A 19,172-nucleotide genomic window follows, 5' to 3' on the forward strand; every position below is an offset into this window, starting at 1 on the left:
TTTGAATTAACCTGAGACATTATGAAGAGAATACTTAAATCATTTGCAATTGTTTTCCTTACGGGACTATCACTGAGTGGTTTTACGCAGAAGGAAATCGAAGTTGAAAACATCACAGATGGCACCTTTCGGCAGCAATCTGTAAGGAGTTTGAACTGGATGAACGATGGGCAGTTCTACAGCGCCATGTCTGATAACAAAGTCATCAAATACAGTGTGAGAACGGGTGACGAAGTAGAGACCATCGTTGATGGAAACTCCCTTGATCTTGAGATTGACTCTTACAGCTTCAGCGATGATGAGTCATTAGTGCTGTTGATGACCGATCGGAAAAGTATCTATCGCAGATCATATACGGCCGTTTTTTACCTGTATAATCGAAGTACTAATTCAGTTCAGAAGCTCTCTGACGGACGCCAATCTTATGCGACCATTTCACCTGATAATTCAAAAGTGGCTTTCACCAGAGACAATAATCTCTTTTACGTTGATATCGAATCCAATGAAGAAACCGCAGTAACAACGGATGGTAAATTCAACTACATCATTAATGGTAGCACGGACTGGGTGTACGAAGAAGAACTATACCTCACACAAGCATTTTCCTGGTCTCCTGATAGCAAACGAATCGCTTACTATCGTTTTGATGAGTCAGATGTGAGAGAATACAACATGCAAAAATGGAACGAAGGAGCGCTTTACCCAGAGGATTATCGATATAAGTACCCAAAAGCGGGCGAGGGTAATTCTGTGGTGGAAATCTATTTATACGAACTGGGATCTAAGAAAAAGGTGAAAGCTGATATTGGTGAGGAGACAGACATTTATATCCCACGCATCTACTGGACAAAAAATCCGGAATTATTAGCGATTCAGCGATTAAATAGACTGCAAAATCGTCTTGACATTCTTCACGTGAATGCAAAAAACGGTGAATCAAATACCATTTTAACTGATGAGAGTACAACATACATCGACTTCACTTTCTGTGATGACCTGACTTATCTGGATAATGGAACACAGTTTCTTTACAGCAGTGAGCAAGATGGATACAAGCATTTCTACCTCTACAATATGGATGGCTCTTTGGAAAACCAGATTACCAAAGGCAGCTTTGAGGCCAGCGATTTAGTGGGTCTGGATCAACAAAAAAAGAAGCTCTACTACATGAGCACAGAAGACTCCCCATTGGAGCGTCATTTGTATGTGGTTTCTCTTTCTGGAAAAGGAAAGAAGAAATTGACTGATAAAGCCGGTATTTCTACCGTTGATATGAGCGATGACTGTAGCTTTTATATGAATTATTTTTCTTCTGCAGACACTCCAATGACTGTTTCCTTGTATCAAACCAGCGGGAACAAACTCATTAAAGTGATGGAAGACAATCAGGAGTTAGCTCAAAAAGTGAAAGAATATGGGTTTGCAGAAAAGGAATTCTTCCAGCTGACCATCGAAACCGGAAGCACTTTGAGTGGCTTCTTTTTGAAGCCTTCCGACTTTGATGAAAACAAGAAGTATCCGTTACTCATCTATCAATACAGTGGTCCGGGTTCTCAAAATGTATCTAATCGGTGGGGAGGGAGTCACTTTATTTGGCATCAATATCTGGCTCAGGAGGGATACATAGTGGCAGTGATCGATACCAGGGGAACTGGCTACCGGGGTGAAGCGTACAAAAAACTTACATACAAGCAGCTTGGAAAATATGAAACAGAAGATCTGATCTTCTCTGCAAAAACATTGGGTGCATATGATTTCATCGATCAGGATCGAATCGGTATCTGGGGCTGGAGCTATGGAGGTTACATGTCCTCTTTGGCTATCCTGAAAGGCAATGATGTGTTCAAAGCTGCCATTGCTGTTGCTCCGGTAACTACATGGAGGTACTATGACACCATCTACACAGAGCGATACCTGCAACGACCACAGGACAACCCTAGTGGGTATGATGACAACAGTCCAAATAGCCATGCTGAAAAATTAAAAGGCAATTTCTTGCTCGTCCATGGAACAGGTGACGACAATGTGCATTTCCAAAATGCCGTAGCTCTTCAGGATGAACTACTGAATGCCGGAAAGCAATTCGATTCATTCTACTATCCTGACCGGGCGCATAGTCTTGGTAATCGTAGGGGACATCTTTATCAGAAAATGACCAGATTCATTATGGAAAAACTGTAGTAAGAATTACAATTAGAATTGCTAAAGGAGGCACCTAGCCTCCTTTTTTTATGTCTATTCCGAAAGTATCCGAAACAGCTCCAGATTCAAATAGTAATGATGCCCGGAAATCGTGCGCTTCTCTAAAATTCCTAAGTCTACCAATTCATTCAAATAGTTTCTGGCTGTATTCTCAGCATAGATTTTCGCATCTGTCAGGTGACTCACTTTAGTCAATGGCTGGGTAAAAAGCATCTGCACCAAAAGCTCCGGCTTCCTGATCTTCGTTTCCTGTTCGATGGTTTCCATTATTCCCTCCTTCGCAGCGAGTATGTCATTGACCTTATCGAAGGTGAGATTAGCCGTAGACTCTACTGCCTTTAGCATAAACAGAATCCATCTTTCCCACATGGCACGCTGGGTTACACTGGCCAGGTGTGAGTAGTAGTCATTCTTATGATCAATGATGTACTTGCTCAGGAAAAGGATCGGTAAGTCCAATAAACCTTTTTGGGTCAGAATGTTGATATTGAAAATTCGTCCGGCACGTCCATTTCCATCCCGAAACGGGTGAATCACCTCAAATTGATAATGGGCGATCGCCATTTTGATCAGCGGATCAACCGGATATTTTTCATCATCATTGACAAATTCCAGAAGGTTTTTAAGTTTTTGCTCAAGAATCGCCGTTCCTCGCGGTGGTGTGTAGATCGCCGTTCCGGCATTTGGTCCGGTTCCTCCCTGTTTGATGTAAATGCGAGCACTTGGAGGTCTTAATCCATCATTGGTTTGCTTCACGATACGATACAGGTTGATAAAATAATCCATATCAAATTGTCCATGGGTCATCAGGTGCTGATGCCCGGCCCAAAGAGCTTCCCGGTATCGTAAAACTTCTTTAGGTGCCCCTTTGATGTGCATGTCTTCCCCCTCCTCACTATACGCCTGATATAGCTCATCATCGGTCGTAAATATGTTTTCAATCTCACTGGATGCTTTGGCCTCCTGCAGGGAAATGGTATTTATCAAGACTCCCTGATTAGGAATAGCTACCGAACGTCCATGCAAACGTCCCAGAGCTGCTTTAGCATTGGCCAGCTGCTCCATGATGTCCACCGTGCGATATAAATCCGGATGGATAGGCAAGTCCGGGAGGTCATTCCAGGGTTTGTTTCGGTCCGGGTTTATGTTGAAAAGGGGTTGTTTCATAACAAATATTCTTCGTAAAGTCTAGTTGATATCTCAACTAGACATTTGTGTCAAGTATTTTTAAACACCCCTATAATCCCCGCTTCCGCGGACGGCTCAAGGTGATATTCCCCCTTTGAAGGGGGCTAGGGGGATGTATTAAACGTTTCTTCTTCGATTGCAATGTTTAAAGGTTTACCTTTCACTAAACATCAATTATTGTATTTTTTAATGTTTACCCGAAAGTAAGGCATTATTTTAAGGCCTACAAATAAGTAGACATTAAATTAAATAATTTTTAATGTTTACTATTAAAGCAGACCTTAAAATGATTGGTTTGATCTGATAAACGGTTTCACCACAAAACTTTGCCTTTGTAACTTAGCGCCCCCAAATAAAGATTATGGCGAAAACAGCAACTGCACCGAAAAAGAAGACGAACATAGATATAAACTGGAGAGAGATTGCCCTGAAAATGCTCATCTCCAGAGCCATGGACGATCTGGAGGAAAACAAGCTGGTTCCGGAGAAAAAAGTGCTTTATCAATTCTCCGCCAGGGGTCATGAATTGGGGCAGCTGATCCTTGCACATTTACTGGACAAACCAAAAGATTCTGCAAGTGCGTATTATCGCTCGCGTCCGCTGATGATTGGACTGGGACTTTCTGTTGAAGATGCGCTTTCTGCTCCCCTCACCCGCTCCGGAGGCTACAGCGATGGACGTGATATCGGGGTGGTGTGCAACATGCCGAAATCAGACAGAGGATGCGTGGTTTTGCCCATGGCTGGTGATGTGGGTTCTCAGTATACACCTGCAATTGGATGGGCACAGAGCATTGAGTACTATGCAAAGACATTAAAAGACAAAAGCTACAAGGATTCCATTTCTGCCATCCTGGGTGGGGATGGATCGGTTGCTACCAATGGATTCTGGTCAGCCTTGACGATTGCCACTACACAAAAACTTCCCGTCCTTTTCTACATCGAGGACAATGGCTATGGAATCTCAGTAACGAGCGAGTATCAGACTCCAGGAAAAAACATTGCCGAGAACTTAGCTTCATTCAAAAACCTGGACATCTGGGATGGGAGCGGAACAGATCCGGAAGAAGCTTATAAACTACTGAAAGCAGGAACGGATCACGTACGATCTAGAAAAGGACCAGCTCTTGTACGACTGACTGTCCCTAGATTGAATGGTCACTCCTACCAGGACAACCAGGCATACAAGGATGAAAAGCTGGTAAAGAAAGAACAAGCCAACGATCCCTTGAAGAGCGTAAAAAAAATGTTTTCCGACAAAGAGTGGAAAGCACTGGAAAAAGAGGCACAAAAGATTGTAGACGAATCAGCAAAAGCAGCACTGGATCGCCCATTACCTGATGCATCCAAAATCAAGAAATTCGTTTTCTCAGAAACCAACGAAGTTCAGGGAATCGGTGGGTTACGTCCATCGGGGCATGAATTCCCAGCCTCCTCCGAGGAGCCAAAGCCTGACAAGCGCAGAATCAATATTGGTGAGGCGATCAACCTCGCACTGAATTATGAGCTAAAAACCAATCCAAAAGTCCTGGTATTTGGTGAAGATGTCGGAATGAAGGGTGGCGTTCATGCCGTGACCATGGGCTTGCAGTCCAAATACGGAAAAGATCGGGTGTTTGACACTTCGCTATCTGAAGAAGGAATCATTGGTCGTGCGGTAGGTATGGCCTATGCAGGACTGATGCCGGTGGCAGAAATCCAGTTTAGAAAATATGCCGACCCGGCGATGGAGCAACTTAACAACTGTGGTACCACACGCTGGCGAACGGCCAACCGGTTTGCAGCACCGATCGTCGTGCGGATGCCCGGAGGATTTGCCAAGGTAGGTGACCCTTGGCACTCGGTGACCAACGAAGTAATGTTTGCCCATGCCATTGGCTGGCAGGTGGCCTTCCCGAGCAATGCACAGGATGCCGTAGGGCTGATCCGTTCGGCTATGCGCTCTGATAACCCAACCATGTTCTTTGAGCACCGAAACCTGAACGACAACCGCTACGCTCGACGACCATATCCGGGTGATGAGTTTGTGGTTCCGTTTGGCAAAGCGAACCTCCTCCGAGAGGGGAACGACATCACTCTCGTAACCTGGGGAGCCATGTGTGAGGCCTGTGAATCTGCTGTAGAAGAAACAGGCATCTCAGCGGATGTACTCGATTTGCGCACCATCATGCCGTGGGACAAAGAAGCTGTACTCAACTCCATCAGGAAAACCAACAAGTGCCTAATTGTTCATGAAGATGCACTGACCGCAGGGTTTGGTGCTGAGATAGCAGCGGTGTTAGCTTCAGAAGGATTCAGCTATCTGGATGCCCCGGTTGAGCGAATTGCCATGCCGGATATTCCACTGCCGCACAATGTGCCATTGATGGAATCGGTAGTGCCGAATGCAGAGCGAATTGGGGAGAAGATGAAGGAGATTTTGGCGTTTTAGATATGGAGAATAAGGGGACTTTATTTCTTAGAAATGGCCTCTTTGGAATTTCAAGAAATTATGATGAATTAAGTCATCTAGAATCATCAACATTTGAAGTTTTAGATGAGATTGATACCTGCATAACAGTTGCATTCTCGAAAGATTCAATTAATAGGTTGGCTAATCAGAAAATCATTAATGCTGATCTAAGCAACCAATTAGTCAAATTCGGCGAGTTTGTAAACTCAATTGATCCGAGCCTATGGAATCCAGTTGACTTTGATGAAAGTTCAGATTGGGATTTGGCCAGAAAGTGGGCTCAAAACTTAATGTCAAATTTAAATTTAGACCAAGACAAATGGGATTTGTCCGGATCGACAGATATCTATTTAGACGACTAAAGTACTTTGATGCACAGAAATAAGAACTTCAATCCTGACGAAGCGTAGCGGAGATCATGAATCTCTTTAGATGCTTCCTCACGTCAGCATGACAGCACGGAAATAAAAGTGCAAAAACATCCCCCTGCCATCGCATGGGCAACCACACCCCAGAAACGTCTGAGTGCCTTCAAAGGGGGATTATAGTGCTAAATTTAGATCGGAGCTGTCATCCTGAACGCAGTGAAGGATCTCTACCATAAGTAGATTCTTCACATTCGCTCAGAATAACATTATAGTTATGTTCCACTATACCAAAAACTCCTGCACCGTCTTCACAAACAACCGCATGTGCTCAGGCTTGCCGATGCTTACCCGTATGTGATTGGTCATCGTTGGCCATTTGGTAATCAGTATACCCTTGGCTCGCATCTTGGCTACCAGATCCCCTTCGAATCGATCATCCCGAGCATAAATGAAATTGGTTGAGGATGGGTTGTATTTCACACCCCATTTATCATAAGCATCATATACGATTTGCTTTCCTTCAGCATTCTTCGCCACACATTTGTTGATGAACTCCGGGTCGTCCAGGGATGCACTCGCCGCAACCAATGGAGGCCATCCTGCCGATATCTCAGCACCCAGGTGACGATCCCTCAGAGCCTGAATGTTGCGCAAATTGGAAACTGCATATCCCATTCGTAACCCTGCCAGTCCATAAGCCTTGGAAAAAGTACGGCAGATCACCAGGTTGGGCAGCTCATTAACTAATGAAATCATGCTGCCTTTCAATCCTGCATTAGAATATTCAACATAGGCCTCATCTACACAGATCAGCACATTTTCAGGTACCTTTCTACAGAAAGCCTTGAGGTCCTCTGTTTCCAGTTCTGTACCCGTTGGATTATTGGGATTGCAAATGAAAACCATTGTGGTTTTGTCCGTAATAGCATCAAGTGTCTGATCCAAATCAATGCGATCATCGGCATCCAGGTCCACTTTTTTAATAGTAGCGCCGGCTCGCTCACCAAAACGGAGCGCTGTTGGAAAGGTCGGAAATGGAGTAAGTATCTCGCCTTTTTGCAATCCAACGTGCTGACCTAGCAAGCTCAGCACTTCAGTGGAACCGGCAGTCAATAAGTAGTTAACGGGCTTTAATCCATGCTTTTTGGCCAGCTTTTCTTTCAACTCATTCAGTTTCTCGTCCGGATATCGGTTGGCATATTTCATGGCATCACTAACAGCCTGTATCGCCACATCCGATGGACCATACGGATTCTCATTCCAGTTCAGTAGAATGAAATCATCTTTTCCCGTAAAATTTTTCGGCCGCTCGCTGGCGCAACCCTGTGCTACGTGAGGTCCAGCCACCAGCATGGTGGCTGAAGCCAATAAACTCTGCCTGATCCAGTCTCTGCGTGAAATGCTCATAATGAAATTATTTAATGGTACTGGCTGTATTTGGATTACTCAACAACTCCTTGAAAACCTCCCAACGTTTTTCAGGGTTATCTGCGGTACCTCCTTGTGATTCCACGTAATTAGCCACCAGGTCTTTGCCCAGGTTATAGTTGATTACATAGCTTCGATACTGATCAAAAAAGCGTGTGCGCTGAAGTGTTCTTTCCGACTCATTCAGCTGATATTTCACCAACCAATCTGCAGCTTCTTCCCTGCTAATCTCATCGTTCAGGTATTTTCTGGCTGCTTCATTTCCAGCGTAGCTTAGCTTTCCAATAAGTCCCTGAACCTCATAATAGGTATCAGCCAGTGAAGCATCCAGTCCGGCTAGCGGAAACAAAACCTCCTTTTCGTAATTCACCCGTTCTTCTCCCGGAAAGGCGACATCAATCCCATAGTTGGCGCTCCCTTCTGCAATCAGTGACTGAGGAGAGAAAAGCGGATACACCGAATATTCTTTCCATCCCTTACCATTTACCAGGTTTTGCTCCAAAAGTGCATTGAATACGTGGTGACCGGGATATCCTTCATGACAAGCCAGGTCAATGGCTCTACTTATTTTGATAGGAAGATCGGTATTTATCTGAATCAGGCTCTGACTATTGCCTTGATAGTAATTGTAGCCGGACCAGCTTTTATCGGTCACGTATTCCAATAGAAAGTTTTCGTTTTCAGGCAAGTCATACCTTGACATGGTTCGTTTTCTTGCTTCGGCAATGGCTGTCTGAAAGACCGTGTCAAGCCTGTCTTTGGGAATGATGAATTGGTTAACAAATTCATTGTATCGATCGGCTAGCTTTCCTTCTCCCGGAAGCACCTTTTCCAAGTCCACAAGCAAACTATCAAAGTACGATTCAGGAAACGACGGTGGTTCAGCATCATACAAAAGCTTCGATTCTTCATCGAACGAGTAGACTTTCCCGTTCATCATTTCAACTTTGGTGCGCGCAGCTATCAATTGCTTCACCAGCATGAACTTTCGATCCTTATCGCCCTCTACAGACTGAATTTGACTGATCAGGTTATTAGCTCTGCTGATGAAATCATCGGCTGGTAGCGAGTCTGCTTTGGAATCTGGTCGCCATTCCTCAGGCCCGTAGTATGCATCCACAAAGTCAGCATTATACTGACCAATTTCCAGCATAAGTTTTACGTACTGCTCAGCTATGTTATCCATCGTTGGTGGCTCTTCGGGTTGCGTGCACGCGATACATACAGCTAAAGAAAGCATCCAAATACTAGCTTTTTTCATAGTTGATTCAAATTAGGTTGTCTTGTAATTTACTGAATTGGAAGATTAAGTAGATCGAATCAGATCAATCTATGCCAATAGTATTGCTAAAGATTTCTCACTAGGCCTGCCTTTGCCGGCAGGCAAGTTCAAAATGACATTAAAAAACGGCTCCCCCCTTGTCATCTCGACCGGAGGGAGAGATATTTACTTTATGTCCTCAGATGGATCGATACTAACCTGTAAATCTTGCGGAAATAAATTCTCTGGCAACTATTGCAATAATTGCGGGGAGAAGGTGATTCGCAGAGAGGATCGTAAGCTCAAATATTTTCTTGCTGATTTCATTAATGCATTAACCTTTGCTGACAGCAAATTATGGCGGTCCCTAAAGTTCATTCTGATACGTCCAGGAAAATTCTCTAGAGACTTTGTTGATGGGAAACGGAAAGGTTACATGAAACCGATATCTCTCTTCTTCCTCGCCAATCTCATTTACTTTCTATTTCCTCTGTTTAATACCTTCAATTCTAACCTGCAAACACAAATAAAATCTCCCAGCTATATTCACTCAGGGTTAGCTAAAGCTTGGGTCAACGAAGAAGTTGCGAAGCAGAAAATCACTTTCGAGGAGTATGAAATGATCTACAATGCGAAAACCAATGAACTCTCTAAGCTATTTCTCATTACGATGGTATTTTTTCTTGCCTTCTTTTTCGTTTTGATTCACCCAAAACAAGACCTATTCGCCGACCATGTGACTGTTGGTTTAGAGTTAATGACATTTACCATTTTGTCTGCTGTTCAACTTCAGGGAATACTCATACTGATCATTCACGAATACAGCGAAATTCTCCAATCTGAATTCGTTGGAGAATTTGCCATTTCATTAATCAGCTTGGTACTACTTTTCTATTTCTTCTTTGGTGTGGAGAGAAATTTCTATGGGTCTAAAAAATGGAGGGCAGTGATTAATTCAATTCTGTGTCTGGCCTCCTTTACGATTGTCCTCTACATTTACCGGGCATTACTATTTTTCATCACTTTTTGGTCTATTTGAGCAATGAAAAAAATCTACTACTTGTCTACCTGTACCACATGTAAGCGCATCATGGATGAGCTAGGTGATTTAATCGCCGATTTTGAAAAACAGGACATCAAAACTGAGCAGATGACTTTCGAACAGATTGATGAAATGAAAAAGCGCAGTGGATCCTACGAATCCCTTTTCTCCAGAAAAGCAATGAAATACCGATCAATGGGGTTGGGTGATAAGAACCTAACCGAAGATGACTATCGAACACTCATCCAGGAAGAGTATACTTTTCTAAAGCGTCCGGTCTTTATCGTGGATAATGAGATATTCGTAGGTAATAGTAAAAAGGTGGTCGAAGCATTGAAAAAACACCTTAGCTAAACACCTCATAAAACAACTTAAAACTTAAAGCATCACTTTAAGTGAAAGCATCTAGAAGGCATTAGGAGTAATGCTTATGTTGAAATATGCGTAACTAAGGAGGTTTTTAGGGTTATTGACCCTCTAAGTTTGTATCATACCAAACTACACCGGTATGCGACTTATTACACTAATCACGCTAACGCTCATTTTCCATTGGGGAATGGCAGCCACCAAACAGAACGACACTTCTAAAAAGGCAGTTGAAACAGGCTCTTCTATAATGAGAGAAGTGTTCATTCGCTTCCACTCCAACTATGAGATGAGTAGGCTGCACAAAATGGGTTATTACCAGGAGTCTGTATCGGATTCCAATTCCATTTATTATCTGGCAGAAGGAATTATAGATGTCTACATACCCAGCAATCTTAATCATTCAGATAATGCTAGCGTATACCCCATTAAAACACGAAAAAAAGCATTCAAAGAAATCGATGTAAATAAATTGCTATTTGGAAATGCCAGTGATATGGCTCGCTCATCTATCTGGAGACCAAACTCATTTTTGAATGAAAAAAATCGAGACAGCTACACTTATTCCTATGCTGGAGAAACCAGAATCAAATCCGATGATGTGAAGATTATTGAATTTGAGCCGGCCGAAGGCTCACATGGTAATGTGAAGGGCAGAATCTATATTGATCCATTGTATTATGGTATCATCAAAATAGAGTATACACCACTCACCACTTCCTCAAAAGTTTGGGAGGAGGTTACATGGTCAGAAAACTTTGAATTTCGAAATGGTGCCTACGAACTGGTAAATGTTACCTTCAAAGGAAAAAGTACGGAGGATAACTTTCACTATGAGGCCTTTCTAGCCATGGATCAACAAGAAACCCTCAGTGAAATCCCGCAGCATATGGTCTTTATCGGCGATAATGTTCCGCTTTTTGATACGGCTACCGAAATTAGCACAGATTCGTTTTGGGAGGGGTTTGAGTTTCTAAAAAACAGAATTCCCGTAGACACAAATTATCTGGTGGCTGAAAATCATTAAACCAAAATGATGCGATCACGTGAGAGAATTTGATAAATTTCTCTTATGAATCGCATCGACCGACTGAACGCACTCCTTATTCACCTTCAGGGAAAACCACGAGTACCAATCATTGAACTCGAAGAACGGTTTGAAGTAGGACGAAGAACGATTTTTCGTGATGTGCGATCGCTCATTGATGCTGGTGTGCCTATTGGAGGAGATGCCGGAGAAGGATATTTCATCGTAGAAGGCTACCATTTACCTCCTGTGGTATTTAATAAGGAAGAAGCCAGCGCTATTTTAATGGGTGCCAAATTCATCGAGCGTAGTGCCGATACTCAGACCATCGATACATTCAACAAAGCGATGTACAAAATCAAGGCCGTCCTGAAATACTCTGACAAAGAATTTCTGGATAATCTGGAAGATCGTATTGCCATAAGGCCAAGCCCGGTTCCAATGCAGAAACCTGATTCTCATTTAGCTGAAATTCAATTGGCCATCGCAACTAATCGGGTCATTTCGATGACCTACTATTCTCATTATAGTGACGCTACAAGTCAGAGAGCTGTAGAACCCTTAGGTATGGTGTTTTACTCCAGTCGATGGCACCTGATCGCCCATTGTCGACTCAGAAATGATTTGCGCGATTTCAGAACAGACCGTATTCAAAAAGTTAATGTGCTGGCTGAGGAGTTTGACCCTGGTTTGCACCCAAATTATCTGTCATTTTTGAATGACACCTTGATTGGAACAGACGCCAAAGAAGCAATCATTCATGCGACATCCATGGTGGCTCGTTTTATGGGAGAGCAGAAATACTATATGGGTTTTGCTGAGGAAAAGAAAATGGAGGACGGACGGTATGAGATGAAATTTGTGACCCCTCATTATGACTATTTCGCTCGTTGGCTCATGATGTATGGAGAAGAAGTAGAGATAATTTCACCTTCAGAGCTTCAAGGCATAGCTGCAACTCATGCCAAAAAGCTGCTGGAACACCACAGCACACCTTTCTTAGCTAAAACATAAAAGATATGAAAACCACAATTGCTTTATTTCTTATTACACTTTCGCTTTCTGGTTATTCACAAAACACTCAAAAAGAGATCGATGAGCAGGTATGGATTCCATTCACGAAAGCGTGGGAAGCGAATGATGGTAAAGCCTACAACGCAGTTCATACTGATGACGTCTGGCGTATAAATCCCGGCAGATTGTTAGTTGGTGATGAATACAGAAACCGAAATAAAGAGCGAATGTATGGTCAGTCGAATAAGAACATCATTGAGTTTTCATTCGAGACCAGAACTTCCAATGGAAACAATGCATACGAAGTTGGCTACTACCGTATCACTTCTCCATCAGATTCAGGAAATCAGTATTACGTTGGCCGATTTCATGTCGCATTGAAAAAAATAGACGGAGTATGGAAGATTGCCCAAGACTGGGACACAGGGGAAATTAATGGAGTAAAAATCACCCCTGAAAGCCTTGAAACCAGAGAATTTATTCATCTTCAATAATTTTTTTAACTCTTCATTTCAGAGTGACATAGGGCTGTCACTCATCTCTTTTTCTTTGTTTTCATAATCATAAAACTCACACAAATTATGGAAGCAACTATCGAAAAACTTGATCTCCAAAAGGCAGATCCTAATTATTACAAGGCAGGGAACAAACCGGAACTGAAAGACCTTGAACCCTACTATTACCTTTCAATCAGCGGCCGGGGCAATCCTGAGTCAGAAATCTTTATAACTGCCATTGAAAAGATATATGCTGTTGCATATGCCATTAAATTCACCTGCAAGGCAGAAGATATGGATTTTGTTGTCCCGAAAATGGAAGCGTTCTGGTGGATAGATGGTGGCCTTGAAGCTCAGCACAAATTCACACAAACACCGATGGAAGAATGGAACTGGAAAATCGTTATTCGGATGCCGGATTTTGTTGAAGGTGATCATTACTACCGTGCGGTGCAGAAGGTAAAGGTCAAAAATCCATCACTGCTCGGTGATAAAGAAGTAAAATACGAACTCCTCAATGAGGGGAGAGTTGTGCAGATTTTGCATATCGGCAGCTACCATAAAGAGGAACCATCAATCATGAAAATGCTGGAATTCCTGAAACAAAATGGATTGGAAGTAAGTGGTTATCATCATGAAATCTACCTTAGCGATCCAAGAAAAACGCCTGAAGAGAAGCTGAAGACTATTTTAAGGTATGAGGTAAGAAATATTAAAAATGGAAAATAACATTCTTGGTCTGAGAACAACCATTTATATGGTTCCGGACATTGCAAAAGCAAAATCATGGTATTCCAAGGCATTTGGTCAGGATCCATATTTCGATGAGCCATTCTATGTTGGGTTTAATATCGGTGGCTATGAGCTTGGTCTGCATCCGGAAAAGAAGGGGCAAAAAAGAGCGGATAATGTAGAATCATATTGGGGAGTAGAGGACATCAGAAAAGAACACACCCGACTCCTCGAACTTGGGGCTAAAGAACACACTGAAATTAAAGAAGTAGGTGGAGGCATAGAAGTGACTACTTTACTGGACCCCTGGGATAATGTAATTGGATTGATTTACAATCCCCATTTCAAACTTCCATGACCGTAGAGAATTTCATACTTGGACTCGATGGTCAGCAAAAGGCCATCGTTTCTTTTTTGCATCAACGGTTAGTAAATCATCATGATCTTATTCCCAAAATAAGATTCAATATCCCGATGTATTACCGAAAGAGCTGGGTGTGCTACCTCAACCCAATTAAGAAAAATGGAATAGAATTAGCTTTCCTGAAAGGACACCAGTTATCGAATGATCAGGGATTATTGAGAAGTAAGGATCGCAAAATGGTAGCTGGAGTAGATCTCTTCGATGTATCAACCATTCCAGAAAGGGATATAGATGAAATTATTCAGGAGGCTCTCCTTTTAGAAGAAATAACCAAACACAAACATTAAGCAAATTACTTATCAAAATGATAGGTGTATCCACCTAAATATTCATTCAAACGCAGTATCGTTACCTAAAATCACTTAAAAAATCTGAGGTCTAAATTATCTTTCAAGATTACATAGTCATCAAAAACGTTTGGAAACCTCACCATCACTCACAAACACCAAGGTTCTTGATCTGCTGGAAGAAGCTTACAAAAAGCGGATCAATGATTTAAAAACGAGTATCCAGCTCGCAGAAGAGGCTTTGCAAATAAGCAAAGAGCTGGAGGATATGGCATGCATTGGAAAGTCGCTCTCTCAGCTTTCCCTTTTTCATATGATTATCGGTGATTTTGACTTGTCCATCAATATGGCCAAGGAAGCGATTGAAATTTTTGAACAAACTGGTGACGACAAGGGCATTGCCGATGCAAAGTACACCATTGCGGGAGCGCTATACAAAACAGATAACTACAATCTGGGGCTCACATATCTGGTGGATTGCTTAAAAACGTACCAGAAGCTTGATGATTTTCACAACCAGGCACGCGTTGAAAAATCCATGGGTACCGTGTATGAGTTCTTTGGTGATGAAGAAAGTGCCATCAAAATTTACAGAGCCTCGATTGAGTCGGGTAAAAAAGCTGATGATCTGAACCTACAATCAAACGCATTCAATCCTTTATCCGGAATTTATCTCAATCAGGGAAAAATAAAAGAAGCATTGGAGCTAATTGAGAAATCCATCGCTTATAAAAAAGAGTCAAATGACGTAAGGGGACTTGCTTTTGCACTATATGGAAGAGGGAAAGTTTATACGGTAACCAGGGAGTTTGAGAAAGCTGAAGCAGATTTTCTTGAAGCAGAGAAGATCCATAGGGAAATGGGTGAAAAGCTTGGACTTGCCATGTGCTATCATAAAAGAGGTGCACTTTACATAAAAATGAACCGGCTTGATGAGGCCGAAGAAATGCTTGTTGAAGCACTACAGTACAGCAATAAAAATCGCATTATACTAATCAAGTTCAGAGCCAACTTATTACTCCACGAAATAGCAAAAAAACGAGGCAATTATGAGCTGGCATTGAAATACTTGCAGCAATACATTGATGAAAAAGAGAGCGTAATTAACGATCGTACAGCCAAGGTAATAGAGAGCTATGATGTGATCAATGAGATGCATCGCCTGGAACAAGATGCCAGGGTACAAAAAGAAAAAGCTGACCTGATCGAAAAGAAAAAGATCGAGCTGGACTCCTTTTTCTATCGCATCTCGCATGACTTGAAAGGACCTATCACTTCACTCATGAGCCTCAACTATGTAGCCAAACTAGAGGTTAAAGATGAAACTGCATTGAGGTTTTTAGATGATTACGAGAAGCAAGCCAACCGACTGAATACGATTTTGGACGGGTTGCTAAATCTCACCAAAATGTCTTTCAATGAGGACAGTAAGCAGGAAATTGACTTTGAGAAGATCATCTACGATTGCATTTCATCTTATAAATTTCTCGCTAACTATGATCAGGTAGAATTCAAAATCGATGTAGATCCTAGCATAAAATTTGAAGCTGAATGGGCACTGATCAATACGGTGATGCAAAACCTGATCGAAAATGGAATCAAGTATGCACGAACGGAAGATAATCAGCCTTTTATATCAATATCCGTAAAACAAAAGACGGATAAAATCCTGATAGATGCCACTGATAATGGAATTGGTATGGATCAGGAAACAGTAGAAAAGATTTTCACCATGTTTTTCCGGGTTAACCGAAAAATTGAGGGAACGGGACTTGGACTTCACATACTAAAAAGAGCCATCGAAAGACTCAATGGTGAAGTAGAAGTGAAAAGTGAATTAGGGAAGGGAACTACCTTCAGCATCTCCCTTCCCAAATAATTTTACATATGGATCGGTCTGTTCTCTGTCGCAGCTAATGCTGCTTCTTTGAAAGCTTCCATATAGGTTGGGTGTGCATGAGACATACGAGCTACATCCTCTGCAGAGGCACGATATTCCATTGCCGTTACACCAGCTGCAATCATATCCGCAGCTCGAGCACCTATGATATGTACTCCTAAGATTTCATCGGTCTCCTTATCAGCAAGGATCTTCACCAATCCTTCCGTATCCATACTTGCTCTTGCTCTTCCGAGCGCTTTGTATGGAAATTTACCTGTCTTATATTTTTTACCCTGATCTTTCAACTGTTCCTCCGTGTAACCGACTGAAGCAACCTCCGGCCAGGTGTAAACGACTCCAGGGATCAGGTTGTAATTGATGTGCGGTTTCTGACCAGCAATGGTCTCGGCCACAAAAACTCCTTCCTCTTCAGCTTTGTGTGCCAACATCGCACCTCTTACCACATCTCCAATTGCATAAATATGATCAACATTGGTTTTCAAGTGATCGTCTACCTCCACTCGACCCTTATCGTCCATTTTCACGCCAGCTTTATCCAATCCTAGCTTATCGGTATATGGTCTTCGACCTATTGAGACAAGACAATAGTCGCCTTTGATCTCTACTTCCTCCCCTTTCTTTGTTTCTGCCTTTACGGTCACATTCTTGCCTTTCTTCTCCACTCCTGTCACTTTGTGCCCCAGGTAAAAATCAAAACCCAGTCCCTTCAAGGACTTCTGAAGCTCTTTACCCATGGTTGAATCCATGGTAGGAATAAGACTGTCTAAGTACTCCACCACAGAAACCTTCGCTCCTAATCGTGCATAAACTGAACCCAACTCAACACCGATTACTCCCCCACCAATCACAATCATGTGTTTGGGAACTTCTTTCAATTCCAATGCTTCTGTACTGGTTATTACACGCTCTTTATCAAGCTTGATGAAGGGAAGGTTTGCTGGTTTAGAGCCCGTTGCAATAATGACCTTCTCAGCAGTGATTTTTTTCTTGTCTTTCCCTTCGATCTGAATCGTATTCTTATCTATGAAGCTCCCCATCCCATGAAAAACATCAATCTTGTTTTTCTTCATCAGGTAATCGATTCCCTCTACATTCTGCTTCACAACATCAGCCTTCCGGTCGATCATTTGCTTCAGGTTGACCTTAGGTTTGTTAATATCAATTCCATGCTCCTTAAATGTGTGTTCTGCTGCATGAAAATGTTCCGATGAATCCAAAAGTGCCTTTGATGGAATACAACCTACATTCAAACAGGTACCGCCCAAGGTGTCATATTTTTCAATGATGGCTGTTTTCATTCCCAGCTGCGCACATCGAATGGCTGCAACATATCCACCAGGTCCGGAACCAATTACTACTACTTGATAATCCATATTTACAGATTTATGATTGGGAGATTTTGAATTTTGATTTAGACACCTAATAATAGTCTTGTAGGGTCTTCTAATAATTGCTTAACCCGTACAAGGAAGCTCACAGACTCTCGTCCATCAATAATACGGTGATCGTAAGAAAGCGCTACGTACATCATCGGTCTGACAACCACTTCTCCTTCCTCAACTACCGCACGCTCCACAATGTTGTGCATTCCCAGAATTGCTGACTGAGGTGCATTGATGATTGGAGTTGACATCATCGAACCGAACACGCCACCATTGGTGATAGTAAAGGTTCCACCTTCCATTTCTTCTATGCTCAACTTATTATCACGTGCTTTGGTTGCCAGTCTTACGACTTCTTTTTCGATCTGATCAAAGCTTAATGCCTCAGCATTTCGGATCACAGGCACAACGAGTCCTTTTGGAGCTGATACCGCAATAGAAATGTCACAGTATTCATTAAAAACCATTTCATTTCCGTCAATCTGAGCATTTACCGCTGGCCACTCCTGCAGTGCCACGCAAACGGCTTTGGTGAAGAATGACATGAATCCAAGACCTACTTCGTGCTTCTCTTTGAACTGCTCTTTATATTTTTTCCTCAAATCCATGATTGGCTTCATGTTCACCTCATTGAAGGTGGTGAGCATAGCCGTTTCATTTTTCACAGATACCAATCGGCGAGATACAGTCTTTCTTAATGAAGACATCTTTTCCCTTCGCTGCTCTCTGCTTACTCCCCCACCGAATGTCGGAGCTTCGAATTGAGGCTTGGAAGGTGTATCCTGAGAATCAGACTTCTTCTGCTCTTGTGGTTTTGATTTTTCGGCTTTCATGGCATCCTCTTTTGTGATGCGACCGTCCTTACCAGTTCCTTTCACATTGTCCGGAGAAATTCCCTTCTCATCCAAAATTTTAGCTGCTGCCGGAGAAGCATGCCCCGTGGCATATGTTTCCTTATCCGATGCGGAACTTCCAGAAGATTCTGAAGACGAATCACTTGATGATGAACCTGAAGATGGAGCTCCACCCTCCATTACTTCAATCTTACAAATCAGAGCACCAATTTCGAGCGTATCCCCTTCCTGAGCTACAATCTGTAATTTCCCCTGAGCCTCTGCCGTAAGCTCAAAAGTGGCTTTATCTGACTCAATCTCTGCAATCACTTCATCCAGCTCCACAAAATCACCATCACTCTTCGCCCAGTTTGAAATAGTTACTTCTGTGATAGACTCACCAACTGCCGGAACTTTCATTTCCAATACCTCGCCAGTGGCCTTGCTTTCGGAGGAAGAATCGCCCGAGCTATCATCCTTTTGACCGGAGGTATCATCGCTTGAGCCAGAAGAGTCGCCCCCTTTGGCACTATCGTCGATTTCACATAGTACTGCTCCAATTTCCAGGGTATCACCCTCTTCAGCTTTGATACTGAGTTTACCGGCTGCTTCGGCAGTAACTTCAAAAGTGGCTTTGTCAGATTCCAATTCGCAGATTACCTCATCCATCTCTACAAAATCCCCATCACTTTTTGTCCAGGATGCAACGGTTACCTCTGTGATTGACTCACCAACCGAAGGAACTTTCATTTCAAGACTCATTTTA

General features: G+C 42.6%; 17 protein-coding genes and 1 pseudogene. 13 read left to right on the plus strand and 5 right to left on the minus strand.

What is annotated here, in order from left to right; translation table 11 throughout:
• Window positions 1-21: 21 nt before the first annotated feature.
• Window positions 22-2,181, plus strand: coding sequence for a S9 family peptidase (locus ACOQON_RS14205; RefSeq protein ID WP_420576080.1), 2,160 nt, complete (start codon window positions 22-24; stop codon window positions 2,179-2,181).
• A 54-nt stretch (window positions 2,182-2,235) separates the two neighbouring features.
• On the opposite strand, the gene ACOQON_RS14210 is transcribed toward ACOQON_RS14205, so the two are convergent.
• Window positions 2,236-3,369 carry a Fic family protein gene (locus ACOQON_RS14210; RefSeq protein WP_420576081.1) on the minus strand — a complete coding sequence of 378 codons (1,134 nt, stop codon included), beginning with the start codon at window positions 3,367-3,369 and terminating at the stop codon, window positions 2,236-2,238.
• A gap of 382 nt (window positions 3,370-3,751) precedes the next feature.
• Here ACOQON_RS14210 and ACOQON_RS14215 point away from each other — a divergent pair, with 382 nt between their 5' ends.
• Together ACOQON_RS14215 and ACOQON_RS14220 are read left to right on the plus strand one after the other, a co-directional pair.
• A complete protein-coding gene (locus tag ACOQON_RS14215) occupies window positions 3,752-5,821 on the plus strand; it encodes an alpha-ketoacid dehydrogenase subunit alpha/beta (RefSeq protein WP_420576082.1) in 2,070 nt (689 codons plus the stop codon).
• A gap of 2 nt (window positions 5,822-5,823) precedes the next feature.
• Window positions 5,824-6,204 (plus strand): hypothetical protein, encoded by a 381-nt coding sequence (locus tag ACOQON_RS14220; protein WP_420576083.1) that lies wholly within the window; start codon window positions 5,824-5,826, stop codon window positions 6,202-6,204.
• Between the two features lie 288 nt (window positions 6,205-6,492).
• On the opposite strand, the gene ACOQON_RS14225 is transcribed toward ACOQON_RS14220, so the two are convergent.
• Window positions 6,493-7,617, minus strand: a complete 1,125-nt coding sequence (locus ACOQON_RS14225; protein WP_420576084.1) for a pyridoxal phosphate-dependent aminotransferase — start codon at window positions 7,615-7,617, stop codon at window positions 6,493-6,495.
• Between the two features lie 7 nt (window positions 7,618-7,624).
• Window positions 7,625-8,899, minus strand: coding sequence for a hypothetical protein (locus ACOQON_RS14230; protein WP_420576085.1), 1,275 nt, complete (start codon window positions 8,897-8,899; stop codon window positions 7,625-7,627).
• A gap of 193 nt (window positions 8,900-9,092) precedes the next feature.
• Here ACOQON_RS14230 and ACOQON_RS14235 point away from each other — a divergent pair.
• From ACOQON_RS14235 to ACOQON_RS14280, 10 genes and pseudogenes are all read left to right on the plus strand, one after another.
• A pseudogene (locus ACOQON_RS14235) lies at window positions 9,093-9,320 on the plus strand (hypothetical protein); the annotation flags it as partial.
• A 15-nt stretch (window positions 9,321-9,335) separates the two neighbouring features.
• Window positions 9,336-9,938, plus strand: a complete 603-nt coding sequence (locus tag ACOQON_RS14240) for a hypothetical protein (protein ID WP_420578704.1) — start codon at window positions 9,336-9,338, stop codon at window positions 9,936-9,938.
• Between the two features lie 3 nt (window positions 9,939-9,941).
• Complete coding sequence (locus ACOQON_RS14245) at window positions 9,942-10,295, plus strand: arsenate reductase family protein (RefSeq protein WP_420576086.1); 354 nt, start codon at window positions 9,942-9,944, stop codon at window positions 10,293-10,295.
• A 154-nt stretch (window positions 10,296-10,449) separates the two neighbouring features.
• Window positions 10,450-11,334 (plus strand): hypothetical protein, encoded by an 885-nt coding sequence (locus ACOQON_RS14250; RefSeq protein ID WP_420576087.1) that lies wholly within the window; start codon window positions 10,450-10,452, stop codon window positions 11,332-11,334.
• A 45-nt stretch (window positions 11,335-11,379) separates the two neighbouring features.
• Complete coding sequence (locus ACOQON_RS14255) at window positions 11,380-12,348, plus strand: helix-turn-helix transcriptional regulator (protein WP_420576088.1); 969 nt, start codon at window positions 11,380-11,382, stop codon at window positions 12,346-12,348.
• Window positions 12,349-12,353: 5 nt separating this feature from the next.
• The gene (locus ACOQON_RS14260; RefSeq protein ID WP_420576089.1) at window positions 12,354-12,842 is read left to right on the plus strand and encodes a YybH family protein; all 489 of its coding nucleotides are present in this window, start codon (window positions 12,354-12,356) and stop codon (window positions 12,840-12,842) included.
• Between the two features lie 87 nt (window positions 12,843-12,929).
• Window positions 12,930-13,574 carry a GyrI-like domain-containing protein gene (locus ACOQON_RS14265; RefSeq protein ID WP_420576090.1) on the plus strand — a complete coding sequence of 215 codons (645 nt, stop codon included), beginning with the start codon at window positions 12,930-12,932 and terminating at the stop codon, window positions 13,572-13,574.
• Window positions 13,564-13,935 (plus strand): VOC family protein, encoded by a 372-nt coding sequence (locus tag ACOQON_RS14270; protein ID WP_420576091.1) that lies wholly within the window; start codon window positions 13,564-13,566, stop codon window positions 13,933-13,935. The genes ACOQON_RS14265 and ACOQON_RS14270 overlap by 11 nt, the downstream gene beginning before the upstream one ends.
• A complete protein-coding gene (locus tag ACOQON_RS14275) occupies window positions 13,932-14,288 on the plus strand; it encodes a DUF1801 domain-containing protein (RefSeq protein WP_420576092.1) in 357 nt (118 codons plus the stop codon). Before ACOQON_RS14270 ends, ACOQON_RS14275 begins: the two co-directional genes overlap by 4 nt.
• 130 nt (window positions 14,289-14,418) lie before the next feature.
• Complete coding sequence (locus tag ACOQON_RS14280; RefSeq protein ID WP_420576093.1) at window positions 14,419-16,167, plus strand: tetratricopeptide repeat protein; 1,749 nt, start codon at window positions 14,419-14,421, stop codon at window positions 16,165-16,167.
• Between the two features lie 2 nt (window positions 16,168-16,169).
• Here the strand turns inward: ACOQON_RS14280 and lpdA are convergent, their stop codons facing one another.
• Both lpdA and odhB read right to left on the minus strand, forming a co-directional pair.
• A complete protein-coding gene (lpdA, locus tag ACOQON_RS14285; protein ID WP_420576094.1) occupies window positions 16,170-17,564 on the minus strand; it encodes a dihydrolipoyl dehydrogenase in 1,395 nt (464 codons plus the stop codon).
• A gap of 38 nt (window positions 17,565-17,602) precedes the next feature.
• Window positions 17,603-19,168, minus strand: a complete 1,566-nt coding sequence (gene odhB / locus ACOQON_RS14290; protein WP_420576095.1) for a 2-oxoglutarate dehydrogenase complex dihydrolipoyllysine-residue succinyltransferase — start codon at window positions 19,166-19,168, stop codon at window positions 17,603-17,605.
• Window positions 19,169-19,172 lie beyond the last annotated feature (4 nt).

The sequence above is a fragment of the Ekhidna sp. genome, from assembly GCF_965221965.1.
Classification (GTDB): domain Bacteria; phylum Bacteroidota; class Bacteroidia; order Cytophagales; family Cyclobacteriaceae; genus Ekhidna.

Excerpts from the sequence above, each read along its gene's own strand:
- lpdA (WP_420576094.1), bottom strand. The coding sequence starts at position 17,564 with ATGGATTATCAAGTAGTAGTAATTGGTTCCGGACCTGGTGGATATGTT.
- ACOQON_RS14215 (WP_420576082.1), top strand. The coding sequence starts at position 3,752 with ATGGCGAAAACAGCAACTGCACCGAAAAAGAAGACGAACATAGATATA.
- ACOQON_RS14205 (WP_420576080.1), top strand. The coding sequence starts at position 22 with ATGAAGAGAATACTTAAATCATTTGCAATTGTTTTCCTTACGGGACTA.
- ACOQON_RS14240 (WP_420578704.1), top strand. The coding sequence starts at position 9,336 with ATGAAACCGATATCTCTCTTCTTCCTCGCCAATCTCATTTACTTTCTA.
- ACOQON_RS14225 (WP_420576084.1), bottom strand. The coding sequence starts at position 7,617 with ATGAGCATTTCACGCAGAGACTGGATCAGGCAGAGTTTATTGGCTTCA.
- ACOQON_RS14220 (WP_420576083.1), top strand. The coding sequence starts at position 5,824 with ATGGAGAATAAGGGGACTTTATTTCTTAGAAATGGCCTCTTTGGAATT.
- ACOQON_RS14275 (WP_420576092.1), top strand. The coding sequence starts at position 13,932 with ATGACCGTAGAGAATTTCATACTTGGACTCGATGGTCAGCAAAAGGCC.
- ACOQON_RS14260 (WP_420576089.1), top strand. The coding sequence starts at position 12,354 with ATGAAAACCACAATTGCTTTATTTCTTATTACACTTTCGCTTTCTGGT.
- ACOQON_RS14265 (WP_420576090.1), top strand. The coding sequence starts at position 12,930 with ATGGAAGCAACTATCGAAAAACTTGATCTCCAAAAGGCAGATCCTAAT.
- ACOQON_RS14230 (WP_420576085.1), bottom strand. The coding sequence starts at position 8,899 with ATGAAAAAAGCTAGTATTTGGATGCTTTCTTTAGCTGTATGTATCGCG.
- odhB (WP_420576095.1), bottom strand. The coding sequence starts at position 19,168 with ATGAGTCTTGAAATGAAAGTTCCTTCGGTTGGTGAGTCAATCACAGAG.
- ACOQON_RS14250 (WP_420576087.1), top strand. The coding sequence starts at position 10,450 with ATGCGACTTATTACACTAATCACGCTAACGCTCATTTTCCATTGGGGA.
- ACOQON_RS14210 (WP_420576081.1), bottom strand. The coding sequence starts at position 3,369 with ATGAAACAACCCCTTTTCAACATAAACCCGGACCGAAACAAACCCTGG.
- ACOQON_RS14255 (WP_420576088.1), top strand. The coding sequence starts at position 11,380 with ATGAATCGCATCGACCGACTGAACGCACTCCTTATTCACCTTCAGGGA.
- ACOQON_RS14270 (WP_420576091.1), top strand. The coding sequence starts at position 13,564 with ATGGAAAATAACATTCTTGGTCTGAGAACAACCATTTATATGGTTCCG.
- ACOQON_RS14245 (WP_420576086.1), top strand. The coding sequence starts at position 9,942 with ATGAAAAAAATCTACTACTTGTCTACCTGTACCACATGTAAGCGCATC.